Annotated in this window: 9 protein-coding genes and 1 pseudogene; 4 read left to right on the top strand and 6 right to left on the bottom strand. The window is 54.4% G+C overall.

Going from position 1 to position 14,822, the window contains the following annotated elements; translation table 11 throughout:
- Positions 1-589 precede the first annotated feature (589 nt).
- Positions 590-1,838 (top strand): annotated as a pseudogene (locus JOE27_RS07740) (IS256 family transposase).
- 343 nt (positions 1,839-2,181) lie between these two features.
- Here JOE27_RS07740 and JOE27_RS07735 read toward each other — a convergent pair.
- The gene (locus JOE27_RS07735) at positions 2,182-3,828 is read right to left on the bottom strand and encodes a hypothetical protein (protein WP_204918462.1); all 1,647 of its coding nucleotides are present in this window, start codon (positions 3,826-3,828) and stop codon (positions 2,182-2,184) included.
- Positions 3,829-4,815: 987 nt separating this feature from the next.
- Between JOE27_RS07735 and JOE27_RS07730 the strand changes: the two genes are divergently transcribed.
- Positions 4,816-5,181, top strand: coding sequence for a histone-like nucleoid-structuring protein, MvaT/MvaU family (locus JOE27_RS07730; RefSeq protein WP_135198404.1), 366 nt, complete (start codon positions 4,816-4,818; stop codon positions 5,179-5,181).
- A gap of 641 nt (positions 5,182-5,822) precedes the next feature.
- On the opposite strand, the gene JOE27_RS07725 is transcribed toward JOE27_RS07730, so the two are convergent.
- The 4 genes from JOE27_RS07725 to JOE27_RS07710 are packed head-to-tail and all read right to left on the bottom strand — an operon-like array spanning position 5,823 to position 11,289.
- Positions 5,823-6,245, bottom strand: coding sequence for a hypothetical protein (locus tag JOE27_RS07725; RefSeq protein ID WP_204918460.1), 423 nt, complete (start codon positions 6,243-6,245; stop codon positions 5,823-5,825).
- A 19-nt stretch (positions 6,246-6,264) separates the two neighbouring features.
- Complete coding sequence (locus JOE27_RS07720; protein WP_204918458.1) at positions 6,265-8,334, bottom strand: integrase; 2,070 nt, start codon at positions 8,332-8,334, stop codon at positions 6,265-6,267.
- Between the two features lies 1 nt (position 8,335).
- Positions 8,336-10,060: a site-specific integrase gene (locus JOE27_RS07715; protein ID WP_204918455.1), complete on the bottom strand. Its 1,725-nt coding sequence runs from the start codon at positions 10,058-10,060 to the stop codon at positions 8,336-8,338.
- Positions 10,057-11,289 (bottom strand): site-specific integrase, encoded by a 1,233-nt coding sequence (locus tag JOE27_RS07710; RefSeq protein WP_204918453.1) that lies wholly within the window; start codon positions 11,287-11,289, stop codon positions 10,057-10,059. Before JOE27_RS07710 ends, JOE27_RS07715 begins: the two co-directional genes overlap by 4 nt.
- Before the next feature lie 180 nt (positions 11,290-11,469).
- Here JOE27_RS07710 and dnaQ point away from each other — a divergent pair, with 180 nt between their 5' ends.
- Positions 11,470-12,174, top strand: coding sequence for a DNA polymerase III subunit epsilon (gene dnaQ, locus JOE27_RS07705; RefSeq protein ID WP_204920627.1), 705 nt, complete (start codon positions 11,470-11,472; stop codon positions 12,172-12,174).
- A gap of 164 nt (positions 12,175-12,338) precedes the next feature.
- The gene (locus JOE27_RS07700) at positions 12,339-14,588 is read left to right on the top strand and encodes an Orn/Lys/Arg decarboxylase N-terminal domain-containing protein (RefSeq protein WP_204918450.1); all 2,250 of its coding nucleotides are present in this window, start codon (positions 12,339-12,341) and stop codon (positions 14,586-14,588) included.
- Here JOE27_RS07700 and JOE27_RS07695 read toward each other — a convergent pair.
- Positions 14,572-14,790, bottom strand: a complete 219-nt coding sequence (locus JOE27_RS07695; protein ID WP_046785212.1) for a hypothetical protein — start codon at positions 14,788-14,790, stop codon at positions 14,572-14,574. The genes JOE27_RS07700 and JOE27_RS07695 overlap by 17 nt on opposite strands.
- Between the last annotated feature and the right edge of the window lie 32 nt (positions 14,791-14,822).

Below are 14,822 nucleotides of genomic sequence, written 5' to 3'. Positions count from 1 at the left end.
CAAAACAGGAGACACCTCTAGCTCAAGAAAGCGAAAGGACTTAACTGCTTGCGAAAACGATTCGGATAAGACCTGCCATGATGGCGGCCTTTGGAGGATCGCTTCACGTGGAGGAATGACGTGAAGGTAGAGGGGGCTTTGCACGCAATGCTGACCATGATGGGCACCGCTTGTTTGTATTTATGAACACATCATGCATCACTAGAATGCTAGCATGCAAGATGTCTTTCGATGGACGGAGTCAGTCTTGGCTGCTCCTGTTCGGCGTACGTAATCATGGTCTCGATGGCGAGTGAACTGCGTCGATGCGTATCACTGGAATAGTGCAGCCCTTTGGGTCGCAGGACGCCCATTTCCTGGCAGGGCTTCCTCACCCTACGGCTTCAATGGGTACAGCACCATCAGTGGGCGCATGGCTGATAGTCTCAGAGGCACAGATTCTGGTACCGCTGCCGCTCTCTGGATCGTGTCCCGGGAAGTGGTGTAACTGAACCAGCCGAAGGCGCCCTACGGGCGAAAGAGGATGGTCATCGTGGTTCTTGGCTAACGTTGAGTTTGCGAAGACCAAACACTCACCAGAGAAACCACGATGACCAAGCCCACTATCGCATTGACCGAGTTGGTTGAGAAAGGGGCAGACGCTGATCTGCTCAAGCAAATGATCCAGTTCGTTGCCCAGCGCATGATGGAGTTCGATGTCGAAGGCCTGTGCGGCGCGGGCTTCGATGTCAAAAGCCCAGACCGGACAAATAGCCGTAATGGCTACCGTGATCGCCTTTGGCAAACCCGCGCCGGCGACGTTGACCTGAAGATCCCGAAGCTGCGCCAAGGCAGCTACTTTCCTGGTTTCCTCGAACCCCGACGTACCGCCGAGAAGGCCATGGCGGCGGTGATCCAGGAAGCCTACATCCAAGGCGTTTCAACGCGTTCGGTGGACGAGCTGGTCAAGGCCATGGGCATGACCGGCATCTCCAAAAGCCAGGTGTCACGGCTAGCTGGTGAGATCGATGAGCGCGTTCACGCCTTCCTTGATCGCCCGCTTGAAGGCGACTGGCCCTATCTCTGGATCGATGCCACCTACGTCAAGGTGCGGGAGGCCGGGCGCATCGTCTCGGTCGCCGTAATAATCGCCGTGGCCGTATATCGATTTGGGGCCGCTTTGCGGCCCATCGCCGGTAAGCCAGCGATCGTGGAACACCGACGGTGGCCGCGAAGTCCTGGGCATGCGGGTTGGGCCGTCAGAGGCTGAGCCGTTCTGGACAGACTTCCTGCGCAGCCTCATGCGACGTGGCTTGCGGGGCGTGAAGCTTGTCATCTCCGACGCCCACGAAGGGCTCAAGGCGGCTGTTTCCAAGGGGTTCAACGCGACCTGGCAGCGCTGCCGTGTGCATTTCATGCGCAATGCCATGGCCCACGTCGGCAAAGGTCAGCGCACCATGGTAGCGGCGCTGCTGCGCACGGTCTTCGCCCAGGACAGCCGTGCCGAATGCCATCAGCAATGGCGGTTGGTCGCCGATCAACTGCGCGAAAAGTACCCGAAGATCGCGACGTTCATGGACGGCTGCGAGGATGAAGTGCTGGCTCACATGGCGTTTCCCAAGGCGCACCGGCAGCAGTTACACAGCACCAACCCGCTTGAACGGCTCAACGCTGAAATCAAACGCCGCACCGATGTCGTGGGGATTTTCCCCAACGATCCGGCCATCACACGGCTGGTAGGCGCGATGCTGCTGGAGCAGAACGACGAGTGGTGCCTGCAAAGACGTTACATGCAGTTGGAGGCCTTCGAAGCGGTCAGCGATAATCCACAAGCCAAGCTGTCAGCTGTAATCAACTAAGCGGCGAACTCAATGGCAAGAGCCATGATGAGTTACACCACTTCGTGGGACACGATCGCCGGTTGGTCGACATCCAAGATGTTTGAATCCCTAATACCTACTGTCACCTATCCGCTCCTCCAGCCATGCTCCCAGCGCTCGGTTTTGGTGCGTCAGTCCAATTTGGATGAAAAGAATCTTGGGCAAGGTGAAAAGCCACGCTCGCGCAGCTTAAGGCTAGATTGGCCTGACGCGCCGAGTCTGAGGCTGTCGAGCCGACCTCGCGAGCAGTGTTCGTCAACGGAGAATGGAGCGGGAGCGATTGTTCAGCGATGTAGCGTAGGCTACATCGCTGAGCCTAGGGCTAGAAGTTATCGCGTTGATAGTGGGTGGCGCGGAAAAGCAGCTGGCCTTCACCATCGAAGAGTGGTTCTGCCAGCGGATTGGATTCCCATGTGTCTGAGGGTTCGCGTGCTGATGCATCGGGCGGTACAACGGGCGCTTCCTTCAGTTGCTCGGGTAGGCCCTGGACGCGCAGAATCTGCCCTTCACAGAGAGCCTTCTTCAGGACCTTCAGTGATTGGCGTTGCACCAGCTTGAGCAAGGCGGGTTTGAGCTCGAGGTAAAGCGCGGATCCGTGCTCATCGGTGTGCGTCACGCGTCGGCCGATCAGATGTGCGCTTTGGAAGACGGTCTCTTCGATAAAATCCAGTGACAAGCTCAGGTCTGCGCGGGCAGACTGCGGCGGCAGATCGATACGCATGGCATAGCTATCACCCAGTTCAGCGTGCTCATATTGAATGAACCGGCCCTTGGACACACGTTCCAGCACTTCCACGGCTAGGTCCTGGTTATCGGTCTGCAAGGTGCAGAGGGTTTCGTCTGGTTCGGGCTTGATCTCCACCCGCAACTCGCACTCCAGGCTGAAATGGTTGGCGGGGGAAATGCACAGCAGGTCATCCCAGCCACTCGTGGGGGCGGTAGTCCAGCCGGCAGCGGCTGCGCCTCTCAGCAGTCTGTGACACAGCGCTTGGTGATAGTCAGCGTATTCCCATTCGTGCCGGTCAGAGGAATTGGGGGGTGTCAGCTTTTCGATCTGCACCAGTTGACCGTCGAACAAAATCACCTGATAGCAATGACTGTCGTCCTTTGAAAATTGGACATACTGGCGGCGCAAGGAGGAGGTAGCCTGTTCTGAGCAGGGCACACCAAACACCAGATAAGCGTGGTCCTGGTACAGGAACGGAATGAATTCCTCACCCTCGTCGTTATAGTGGCACTCTTGCGACCAGCATTTCAGGCACTGAGCAAGCCAGCGGCGATGCTGCGACATGCGAGGACTCTCGGCAATGTGCGGTTCGGCGAACTCCGGCAGATCGTCCCAGTCATCACCTCGCTGATATTCGAGTAGGTAGTTGCGGCTGGCTTGATACCACGGCGCGACCTCCCACATGATTTTAAGGTCATCACCAACTGGCTCAGCCGTGCGTGCCACTACTGTGATTTCAGCGTCAAAGGTAAACAGCCGCGGCCAGAAAATACGGGTTCCTATTAACTGCAATTCTACGCCGTTGATACAGACCCGGCTTTGAATTACGGCCAGCGGATCCGGACTGAGGGCGGTGGATTGCCACGCTGTCGGCGTGATTGGCTGCAGCACATCCGCCAATGTTACCGGGTTGCCCGGGACTGCGAAGACTTGTCGCAGTGCTTCACAGAGCTCAGGCAGGTTGCGGTTGGTGAGGATCAGTTGACTGACCGAGGAGGCTAAGCGGCGCAGATGCTTTGCCAAGTACGCGGCAGCAATGGAGGATTGAGGTAGCTCGGCCAGTTGCAGAGCATTCTGAAGTGGAAGTTCTTCACTCAGGCGGGCGCATAGATCCGACCAGTCGGCACAGCCATACGGCCCGCGCGCCAATACGTACTTGGCGGTGGTCAGGTCGATACTGAACAGGTCGCGCAGGCGCTTGGCCTGGACTTTAATCGATTCGTGTGGAGTGTTTGGAACCATGAGTTTTCTCCGTTGCTCCAGTAGGAGCGACATCGGAGACGCCCACCCGCCATCCCCGATGCCCGGAAAGGCTCAGTTCAAGAGATTACAGTGATGAGCATGGTTCGATCCGGTTAGCTGCGGCCAGCGAGGCCTATAAAGGGTGGGCAGCCCGTCGACCATGTAGCGACGTCCGGCTACGCTAGCGCAAAGCGCACCAGGCTGCAAGCCCGGAGGCCATTCACCGCCTGACGAGCGCTGTAGGGCCGTCTGCAGGCTACTGCAAACGGTGGTGTTATCGAGTAGAAGAGGGCGGTTTTCCGGCGGCAGTATGAAGCCTACCCATCATCCCCTAGCTGATGCAGTAGGTTGACCGGTGCAATACTGAAACTATCGCGCATCGTTGGGTGTCACGAGAGTGACCTTCATATCCAGCTTACCCCATCTTTTCAGCCAACCCACGTAGAAATAGTATGCTGTCACTATGGTGGCATGCTGGGTGTTCCAGTTGGCCGCTTCCGACCCAGGCTGTGTGAAGCCGCAGTAAATACACCGAAAACCCATATTCGAGCTGGTTGCCTGTGGAACCAGCAGGCGAGAGTGCGAATAGCCTCACCCAGCGAAGAAAAACGCTTGCAGTGCTATGAGCCGCATCGGCGGCTCATATAGCTGTTTGCGGGCCAGCAGGCGGCGGGGTTTCAACTGCGGTGACCACGATCACGTGGTCCGCGGTCTGACGACGGGCCTCTTCAGGCCTGCTCGCGGAACGGGTGATTAGGGTGACTTCCGCGCTCAAATGACCTTGGTCGCCAAAGTCACCTATAACCATACCTCTGTCCGCTTAAATCATCTGCGCCTTCGCTTCCGTGATCGCCGAGGGGCGAAAAGGGCAGCGCTTGCGTTTCTGGAATGTGAGAAAATCGATCATTTATTGGAGAAGACTTGAGTAGAGTGTCCCTAAATGTATTAAAGTGATCCAAAATTTCATCTGGTATTGAGGAAGTATTTATGTCCCGTCTGGCAGAGTTCCGTCAGCTTGAGCAAAAATTGGCCGCACAGTTGGCTGAGCTGGAAGCGATGAAGGGCTCGTCCGAGCTTCAGAAAGAAATCGAATTTGAAACCAAATTGCGTGATCTGCTGGCCAAATATGGCTACAGCCTTCGGGACATAATCAATTTGCTGGATCCGCATGCTAACCGCCGTGCTGCTCTGCCAGCATCTGTTGAGAAAGCCCCCCGTCGTGCCCGTCAGGTTAAGCAGTACAAGAATCCGCATAATGGCGAGATCATTGAGACTAAAGGTGGTAACCACAAGTTGCTCAAAGATTGGAAAAAACAGTACGGTGCCGATGTGGTTGAGAGCTGGCTTGCTTGAGCGTTCCTCCAACTCCTCAGTGACGGCTTCGGTGAAAATGACGATCGAGGCTGTCGGCTGGCGTACTCTAGGGAAATTCGTATCTCTTGGTCGAACAACTGAGTGGATGCGTGCCACCTTTTATCGCACGGAAAAACTGCAAAAAAATGTGCAAGAATAAGACGAAATTTTCGCTACAGCCCGGTCATATCAAGGCTTTCGGAGCTTTCTAATATCTGCACATCTAACCTAAGGTAAGCTAGGCCGGCTCCGTCTGGAGGGTTTGTGTTTGTCTGGCTCAGTGGCCTGCTGGGTAGGACTCATTATGCCGCACCGCTGGTGACGGGAGCGCGATCATCCGTCAGAACACCCATTTTGAGCTTTTCGATTAGCCTTAGGGTGGTTGCTTTGAGCAGTATTAAAACTGACAAATCTGATGCCAGCGGCGCTCGGTAGCGGGATCTAGTTACGAATGACATTGGCGATGTTGCCTTGGCTGCTGGTGACCATGAAAGCAGTGGCTTCAGGCGGCGGCCATTCCTGAACGATTGGGCGTTGAGTGGTTTCGGATATCGTGAACGCTTCCGGCTAGACTTCAATTCTATTAGGGCCTTTGTCGAGCGCAGTTTTGCCAAATCACTAAGCCTTTCAAACTCGGCCCTTTACAGTGGCTCTTTCGTGGTAGGCATCGGCTTCATCAGGTCGTGTTTTTTGAGGCCTGCCAATGAGGCGTTGTAAACAATTATATTGAATATCTCCGCCAGTTTAGAATTGAGAATTTTAAGATGTTCAATTTCATTTTCTAGCCGCAGGATGCGCTCGGCACCTTCTTTGATGGTTTTTGGGCGAGGCAACCTCGCTGCTTGCTCTAGCTCGCGGCGTATTACCTCTTTTTTTGCCTGGTATGCGAGCTTTATGGTCGGCTTTTTGTTGAGCGCCTGCCGGGTGGGAGGTGTCGGCCAATGCAGAATTTCCTGTGCACCCAAGCATATCGTGTTCCAATCGAGCTTATGTTGATTACAGTCCCAGGCGTGGATCATTCGACAGATTTCGCGAGTTTGTTTGTCTGTAATGACTTTTGGCATATTGGATTTTCCTTGGGGTTTAGTTTGTAAGCATACTCAAGCAGTCAATGAGGTCTTGTCCGTATTCAATAGCCAAGCGATCTTTATCGAGTAGTTGTATGCCTGATTCTTGTGCTTTTTCCCTGACTAATGTGGATTCGTGACTAAAGTCCGTACCTTGAATCTGTATAGGAGAACCGTCGGGGATCTCAGGGTTTTCTAACACCCTGATCAGATCCGCAAGACGAATTATCTGTGGCTCGGCCTTAGCGAGCCACATCCCTCCTGAGCGCTCTCCTGCTGACACTGCCCGCTCAGCGGCATCTCGCGTACGCTGCATATTCTCCAGGTCAGATTTAATCGCTTCTAGGGCAATCTTATCGCCCTTGCATGCAAGCAGTTCACTGCAGTTGGTACAGTCGGCAAACTTGTTGCACGGCCCTGCTCGCCAGCTACGACGACATAATCCATATTTGCTGCGGTGGTAGGGGCCTCTGCCATAACTTTCTGCTTCCTCTTCAGTGATTGGTGGCTGAGGCTGATGCTCTTGCTTGGTACCATGGATGAGGGCGGCGCGATTTCGACTTTGTTCTGCGGGTTCATGCAGATAGGTGCGAGTCTGCTGGATGGTGGCTCGGCTGCTCCATTCAGTAATAGTCTCAATTGATACACCACCCAGTTTGGCTAGCCTGTTCAAGAAATGACGCAGACTATGGGAATTGAGCTTCAACAGGTCGAGGCCATGCTTCGCAAAAAAACAAATCGGACGCTGATTTTTCCGATCCCGTCTAACCGTTCCGTCTAACCTTTTTCGGTAGTAGTCAGGGTTAAAGGGAGCAAGAAGGACGGGGCTTGTTCTGTGGTGCGCGCCAAATTGCTTGCGGCGGAAGCACATGAGCGACTCACTCATTTTTAGAGGCGTAGCTCCCTTTAAAGGCGTCTGGTAAGGGAAATGTGGGTTTAGAGTTTTGTGTTCAGTTAAAACCATCTGCCATAGGTTGTCGAGAGTGAAGCCGGTAAGACTAGCTTTGCCCGTGTGTTTTTTGATGAAATCCACGGCGACGTTCGCTTCCCTGTATCCAAGTGCTTGAGCTACTTGTTGTCGAGTAAGTACCTGGTCATCAGGCACATCTGGGCACTGGGAATGTCGGTAAAATTTTGTAGGGCACGACTCCATGTATCGCGCCAATCGGCGTCCTTCTTCCGTAATTGAGCGTAAACGTTCAATTGCCTCTATGGCGACCTCGCTCATCGTCGCTGGAATCGGCTTTCGCGCATAACTCTGAGTCTTCGGTACATAATAGGCAAGATATTTCTGAGTGACACCGTTCTTGTCGATTTCTGATCTTAAGCAGTCCGTGCGCCATCTCAGGGTCTCACCAATCCGCATAGGTGCAGAGAGCAGTAGAGCTGTTGTGGAAGTAATCATGATATCGCTGTCGTCTAGGTTGGACAGCGGTCGACTGAAAACGTCAGCGATACTGAAAAGTGCATCTTGGTTAACGACCTTCTGACGCTTAACGGCTGCTGGTGCGTTATTCCCCCTCAGGTTGCTATATGACCTGTCACCCACGTACGGGTTTTGCCAGCGAATAACCTCTGCAGGTAGAATTAGTTTCTCAGATAGAAATGCGAGCATCTGCAGAAGTGAAGAGACCGTGCTCTGTCTGCAGCTGCAGTCCTCGAGAAGTTCTACAGCTCGGCGGAAGTGACGTTCATTGAGTAAGATTATGTTGGGTTGAGGCATGTCTTCTACTATTGCTTGCTCAAGAGCCCTGAACGCCTGTAATTCACGGCTGATTATTCCGTGAGGCCTGATGCTGTGTCGATAGCGTAGGCACGCTTTTATAACGTCAATTAGTTCTGGATGAAGAAGCTGGTCTGATTTTGCCTCTTTTCTTGGGTGAAGTTTGCTGTTAGCCAGGTTTGTAAAGCGAAATCGCCTTTTGTAATAAGTGTCTAGCCAAATACTGCTCTCCCAGTTAAAGCAGTCGTTGTCGCTCCATAATGTAAGCTCATCGCGGCAGTAAGCAACGAACTGTTTGAGGTTGGTGCTAGCACTAGACTCTGGATTTGGGTTGAAGCTGACGAGCATGAGATTCGCAAGCATTTCAGTCCTCTCGTTTCAATTTGCATTGGGCAATACAACGTTCGACGGCTCGAATGTCGGCTGAGAGGTCGATTGGTATAAGAAGATTTCGCATGCTGCCTGATTTTATGATCAACGCCTGCTCTTGAGTTTGACGGAATCTTAGGGCCTCAAGAACCTCTTCGTGTGGTGCATCTACTAAAGGTTCAAAGTTACGACACCTGTAGCATGGAATAGGAATTGACGTGGTAGCACAGAAGCTGAATTTCCCGCAGCGTCCTAGATTATGAAGCAGTCCATCTTTAGCGAAGTCGAGACGTTTGAGAGGATCATTGGGGTGGGTTGCTTCTGCATCGGTAGTGATGATCGTCCCAGTGAAAGCCATAGCTATAGGGGTCAGCATAGGAGCCAAAAGTTCATCGATCTGGCGGGCTTGCTCGCTTGGGTCGTTATAGTAGGAGTTGAGTGCTTGGTCGGAAATGTGTCCAAGCCAGTGAGACAGGATCGCACGAGGGACACCCTGACGTGCAAGCTGGCGAATACGAGTGTGGCGCAATCGAATGGCGTGTATATGGATGGGTTTTCCAGTTCTCTGACTTAAGGGAAGAGTGGGTGGCTTCGTAGAGTCGCGATTTATGGTTAGGTCGTATTTAAAAGCAATTGCACCGCAGATGCGGTCAGGGTCCAAGTGAAAAAGCTCATCACCTAAATTGCTAACAGGGTCTAGATGCAAGATATTTTCTAAGGTCCTACATGCTTTTAGAATTCTCCGGATAGTTGTGAAGATCGGTAATAATTGCACTTGGCTATCTGATAGTTTCGTATGGAGAACGCTCTCAAAGCAAAGTTGGATTTTATTGCGCTGAATCTGTAGCAGATGCCAGAGATGATCCGCAATAGGGTGTTCTTCAATTTTGCCGCCTCGAAATTCGGTGTCGATAAATTTTTCCTTGCGTGCAGGGAAGTGTATTTCGTTTTCGATAGCATCTGTATGGTTTTTTCCGGAGCCAGTCTTCAGATCAGAAAACTTAAGGTCTCTTAGCTGGCTGGGACGTCTAGCGTACTGGAGGGATAGGAGACGTAGCAGTGCTGATTGAGCATCTCCTGTTTCATCATAGTGTGTCCAGGTGGTTTGAAGTGTGTCTTCAAACTCTTCGTCGGTAAGCCAGCTAATTTCTGGGTCGTCTGAGTTCACGTTGTCAGATCTGGAAGCGCCAGAACGTACTTGAGCAAGAAGGTTGAGTGCTTCTGATGTTATTGCGTGAGGGTGTCTGTCTTTCCAATATTCGAGAAATAGTCGGATCGCCGTTTTATTTTTGCGAAATCGTTTTTCTTTTAAGCTTTTGGCAATCCAGTTAGTGTCGATGATATCTGTAGGATGGGCTTTGGCTGCCGTTCGTAATGTTCTGATGATTGCGCGGATGCTGCTTATGCCTAGTCGGCCGTCTGTTCGGTAATGTATAATTGCTTGTTTAAATGACTCTCTCACTTCGTGGGAGAGGGGGGCTAGTAAAAGTGTGCAGTCTGTGTTGGTTGTCTCGAGACTGATCAGCACGTTTCCATTCCAGAAGAGCCTGGTATTATGCTTAGGGTTAGCTGTGGCGTTCAAATCAATAGCCAGTGAGGCTTTGGCGCTTTGGATTGAGTTTATTCTTATGTTTTCTGAATGCGTGGCCGCATCGGTGTTGCGGCTAAGGTTGGTAGCAGTTCGGCCGTTGAGTCTAGATTTGGCGGTTAGACTTTTCATTTGTTGGGCCTCTTCGTATCTTCAGCGATTTTTCTCGCAAGATTAAGTGCTTTCTCACGCCTGTGACGTTGGTTATAGACTTTAGCCATCGAAGAGGCGGGGACCCAACCCATCTGCTGTTCGCGGGCTTCTATTTCTTCAGTTTCCGACATGCCGAGGTCGTCGGCTTTTTGTGAAAATCTGTAGTTCCAATCGTGACGGAATGCATGGGGCTGACATTTGCCCAATGCAGGGTGTTTGTTTTTTAACTGATTGAGGGCAGAATTAAATCCATTTACTGTAATAGGGGTGCCTTGGGTTTTTCCAGAACGGTGTACGCAAAAGATAAAAGAGTCGGGGTTTAGGCCTACATTGTTTAGTTCTGCTCTATATTGGGTGATGTACTTCATTATCTGGGACTCGAGATCTTCAGAAATAGCAACATCGCGCCCAAGAGTCTTGGCTACCGGTTGGTTAGCTCGCCTATCAAACTCGTCATCATGATTTCGCTCGATGGATAAGTACGCACCTTCACCACCGCTTGCCTCCACGAAATTCTTTAGCTTGAGAGAGAGTAATTCGCCGCGCCGCATTCCGGTCTCATACAAGATTCTAAGCATGACTATATTGCGTAATTGCACACCTTTTTTTGCATGGCTGTCGTGACGAAGGTGTGCGGAATGGTGGCTGTCCAAGGAGCTTTCAAAAAGTATTAGCAATTGCGTGCGCTCGGTTGATGAGATGTTTGTGCTAAGAATTTTCTGGTTTTGTCTGGCTCTTGACGCCGTCTGCTTTCTTGTTTTTGAGTTTAATTGGCGGGATTGTTCTTCAACTAGCATTCGCATGTGAGGGCTGTTACGGTTTGGTAGTAATTCATCTGTGAGCCAATCGATATATTTGCAGATGCTTGACCAGTATCCGTTAAATTTCTGCGAACTGATGACTTCACCTTTTTTTGCGGTCCGGCAGCCGCGCACGTGGCCAGCTAGATCATCAATCTCAAAGGGTGCCAATGTCACGCCCCGGCTTAACTTCTCTTCTAGGCAGACCTTTCGATCACGCTCCCATTCAATAAGCCGCTGGATCCCCTTAAGAGTGGTGGTTTGAGTTTGATGTGTGCTTGTGTCCCTCACCCGTCGAGATATGAATGCGCAAGGGTAGAACAGCGGGGCTCCAGGATCCTCAGAGCTGAACAGAAGCGAAAAGCGCTCACCGCGCTGGCCGATGTAGGTTTTGAGGGTAAAGGTCATGATTTACATTTTCCTCGGTGTACTGAGGTTGACTACCACCTGTTTACACAGCGGAATCGCTGTTGGAGGGGTATTGCTCAGTGATACACTGCACCCAAGGAACTTTAGACGAGAGATAACGTTTTGGTTGACACATCAGGTCCAGTCAGGCTGGTCATTCTCGATACCGAAACCACCGGCATGCCGGTCAGCGAAGGCCACCGGATCATCGAGATCGGCTGCGTCGAAGTCATTGGCCGGCGCCTGACCGGTCGGCACTTCCACGTCTATCTGCAACCGGACCGCGAGAGTGACGAGGGCGCGATCAATGTCCACGGCATCACCGACGCGTTCCTGGTCGGCAAGCCGCGCTTCGGCGATGTGGCCGAGGAATTCTTCGAATTCATTCAGGGTGCCACGCTGGTCATCCATAACGCGGCGTTCGACGTCGGCTTCATCAACAACGAGTTCGCCCTGCTCGGCCAGCGCGACCGCGCCGACATCTCGCAGCACTGCACCATCCTCGACACACTGTTGCTGGCCCGCGCCCGGCACCCGGGGCAGCGCAACAGCCTTGACGCGCTGTGCAAGCGTTACGATATCGACAACTCCGGCCGTGAGCTGCACGGCGCGTTGCTCGACTCGGAGCTGCTGGCTGACGTCTACCTGGCAATGACCGGTGGCCAGACCAGCCTTTCGCTGGCTGGCAATGGGGCGGACGGCGACAATGAAGGGCAGGGCAGCGGTGGCAGCGAGATCCGCCGGATTACCGGGCGTGCGCCTGGGCGGGTGATCATGGCCACTGCCGAGGAACTGGAGGCGCATGCAGAGCGCCTGGCGGCTATCGCCAAGTCGGCGGGCGGGCCGTCGATGTGGCAGGTATTGACCGAAACGCCTGCCGGTTGATGCTGAGTCTGCCCTGGCCTTATCGCCGCAACCTGGCTCCCACAAGCTCTTTACTGAACTGCAAATTCGCGTAGGCACCGGCGTGCCTGCGACAGGGCCGTACTGACAGCACCAGGCTCTACTACCCTGTGAAAGACGCTCTGTCCTTCGGAGGTTGCAGCCTGATGTACAAGGACCTCAAGTTCCCCATCCTCATCGTCCACCGTGCCATCAAGGCCGACAGCGTTGCCGGCGAGCGCGTGCGGGGGATTGCCGATGAACTGCGTCAGGACGGCTTCGCCATTCTCGCCGCGGCAGACAATGCCGAAGCCCGTCTGGTCGCGGCCACCCACCACGGCCTGGCCTGCATGCTGATCGCCGCCGAAGGCATTGGCGACAATACTCACCTGTTGCAGAACATGGCCGAGTTGATCCGCCTGGCCCGCCAGCGTGCTCCTGACCTGCCAATCTTCGCCCTGGGCGAACAGGTCACCTTGGAAAACGCTCCCGCCGAAGCGATGAGCGAGCTCAACCAGCTGCGCGGCATCCTTTACCTGTTCGAGGACACCGTGCCGTTCCTCGCCCGCCAGGTAGCACGTGCCGCACACAACTACCTCGACGGCTTGCTGCCGCCTTTCTTCAAGGCTTTGGTACAGCACACCGCGCAGTCCAATTATTCCTGGCACACACCCGGCCATGGCGGTGGCGTGGCCTACCGCAAAAGCCCGGTGGGCCAAGCCTTCCATCAATTCTTCGGCGAGAATACCTTGCGCTCGGACTTGTCCGTCTCGGTGCCGGAACTGGGCTCGCTGCTCGATCACACTGGCCCTTTGGCAGCGGCCGAAGCCAGGGCGGCGCGCAACTTTGGCGCCGACCATACCTTCTTCGTGATCAATGGCACCTCCACCGCCAACAAGATTGTCTGGCATGCCATGGTCGGCCGTGATGACCTGGTGCTGGTGGACCGTAACTGCCACAAGTCGGTGGTCCATGCCATCATCATGACCGGCGCCATTCCCATCTACCTATGCCCCGAGCGCAACGAACTGGGCATCATCGGGCCGATCCCGCTCAGCGAATTCAGCGCCGAGTCGATCCAGGCCAAGGTGCTGGCCAACCCCTTGGCCAAGGGGCGCGAACCGCGCATCAAGCTGGCGGTGGTGACCAACTCAACCTATGACGGGCTGTGCTACCACGCCGGGCTGATCAAGCAAGCTCTGGGCAGCAGCGCGCAGGTGCTGCACTTCGATGAAGCCTGGTTCGCTTACGCGGCGTTTCATGAGTTCTTCACGGGGCGCTATGCGATGGGTACGGCCTGCACCGAGGGCAGCCCGTTGGTGTTCAGCACGCACTCGACGCACAAGCTGCTGGCGGCCTTCAGCCAGGCGTCGATGATCCATGTACAGGACGGCGCCCAGCGGCAACTGGACCGAGATCGCTTCAATGAAGCCTTCATGATGCATATCTCGACGTCACCGCAGTACAGCATCCTGGCTTCTTTGGATGTGGCTTCGACCATGATGGAGGGGCCCGCGGGGCGTTCGCTGCTGCAAGAGATGTTTGACGAGGCACTGAGCTTTCGTCGCGCCCTGGCTAACCTGCGTGCACATATCGCGGCCACCGATTGGTGGTTCAGTATCTGGCAGCCGCCTGGGGCAGAAGGCGTCGATCAGCTCGCTGCGCAGGACTGGCTGCTGCAGCCTGGGGCGCAGTGGCATGGCTTTGGCGAATTGGCGGGCGATTATGTGCTGCTTGACCCGTTGAAGGTCACCCTGGTGATGCCGGGGTTGCGTGCCGACGGCGTGTTGGACGAGCAGGGCATTCCGGCGGCAGTGGTCAGCAAGTTTCTCTGGGAGCGCGGGTTGGTGGTGGAGAAGACCGGCCTTTACAGCTTCCTGGTGCTGTTCTCGATGGGCATTACCAAGGGCAAGTGGAGCACGCTGCTGACCGAGTTGCTGGAGTTCAAACGCCATCATGATGGCAATACTCCGTTAAGCCAGTGCCTGCCGAGCATCGTTGCAGTCGACACGGCACGCTACCACGGTATCGGCCTGCGCGACCTGTGCAACCAGCTGCATGACTGCTATCGCGTCAATGCCACGGCCAAGCAGCTCAAAGGGTTGTTCAGTCGCTTGCCGGAAGTGGCGCTCAGCCCGGCCCGGGCATATGACCATATGGTGCGCGGTGAGGTGGAAGCGGTGCCGATAGAGGCATTGCTCGGCCGTGTCGCGGCAGTCATGCTGGTGCCCTATCCGCCGGGCATACCCTTGATCATGCCGGGGGAGCGGTTCACTGAAGCTACCCGCTCGATCCTCGACTACCTGGCGTTTGCCCGCGCCTTCAACAGCGGTTTTCCCGGCTTTGTCGCCGATGTGCACGGCCTGCAGAGCGAAGCCGGAAGCTATACGGTCGATTGCGTCAAGGAATGCGAATGATCTCGACGCCGGTCTGTACCAGTTCAAAACGGTCTTCACCCAAGTGGTTGACTCGGTCGCCGATGGCCAGGCGATAGGTGGTGACCGGTGCGCCCTGTACGCTGCCGTCGGTCTGCAGGGTGGACTCTTGGAACTCGTGGACGGGGTAGATACGGCCTTCGGCGTCACGGGCGTGGAATTGGCCGACCATTACTGCTGCCATTTAAGTGAAAACCTCTGAATTGCGTAGGAAAT

It is taken from the genome of Pseudomonas sp. M5 (assembly GCF_016907075.1).
Taxonomy (GTDB): Bacteria; Pseudomonadota; Gammaproteobacteria; order Pseudomonadales; family Pseudomonadaceae; genus Aquipseudomonas; species Aquipseudomonas putida_E.
The sequence above is the reverse complement of the archived record's forward strand: the minus strand, read 5'-3'. Positions and strand labels throughout refer to the sequence as shown.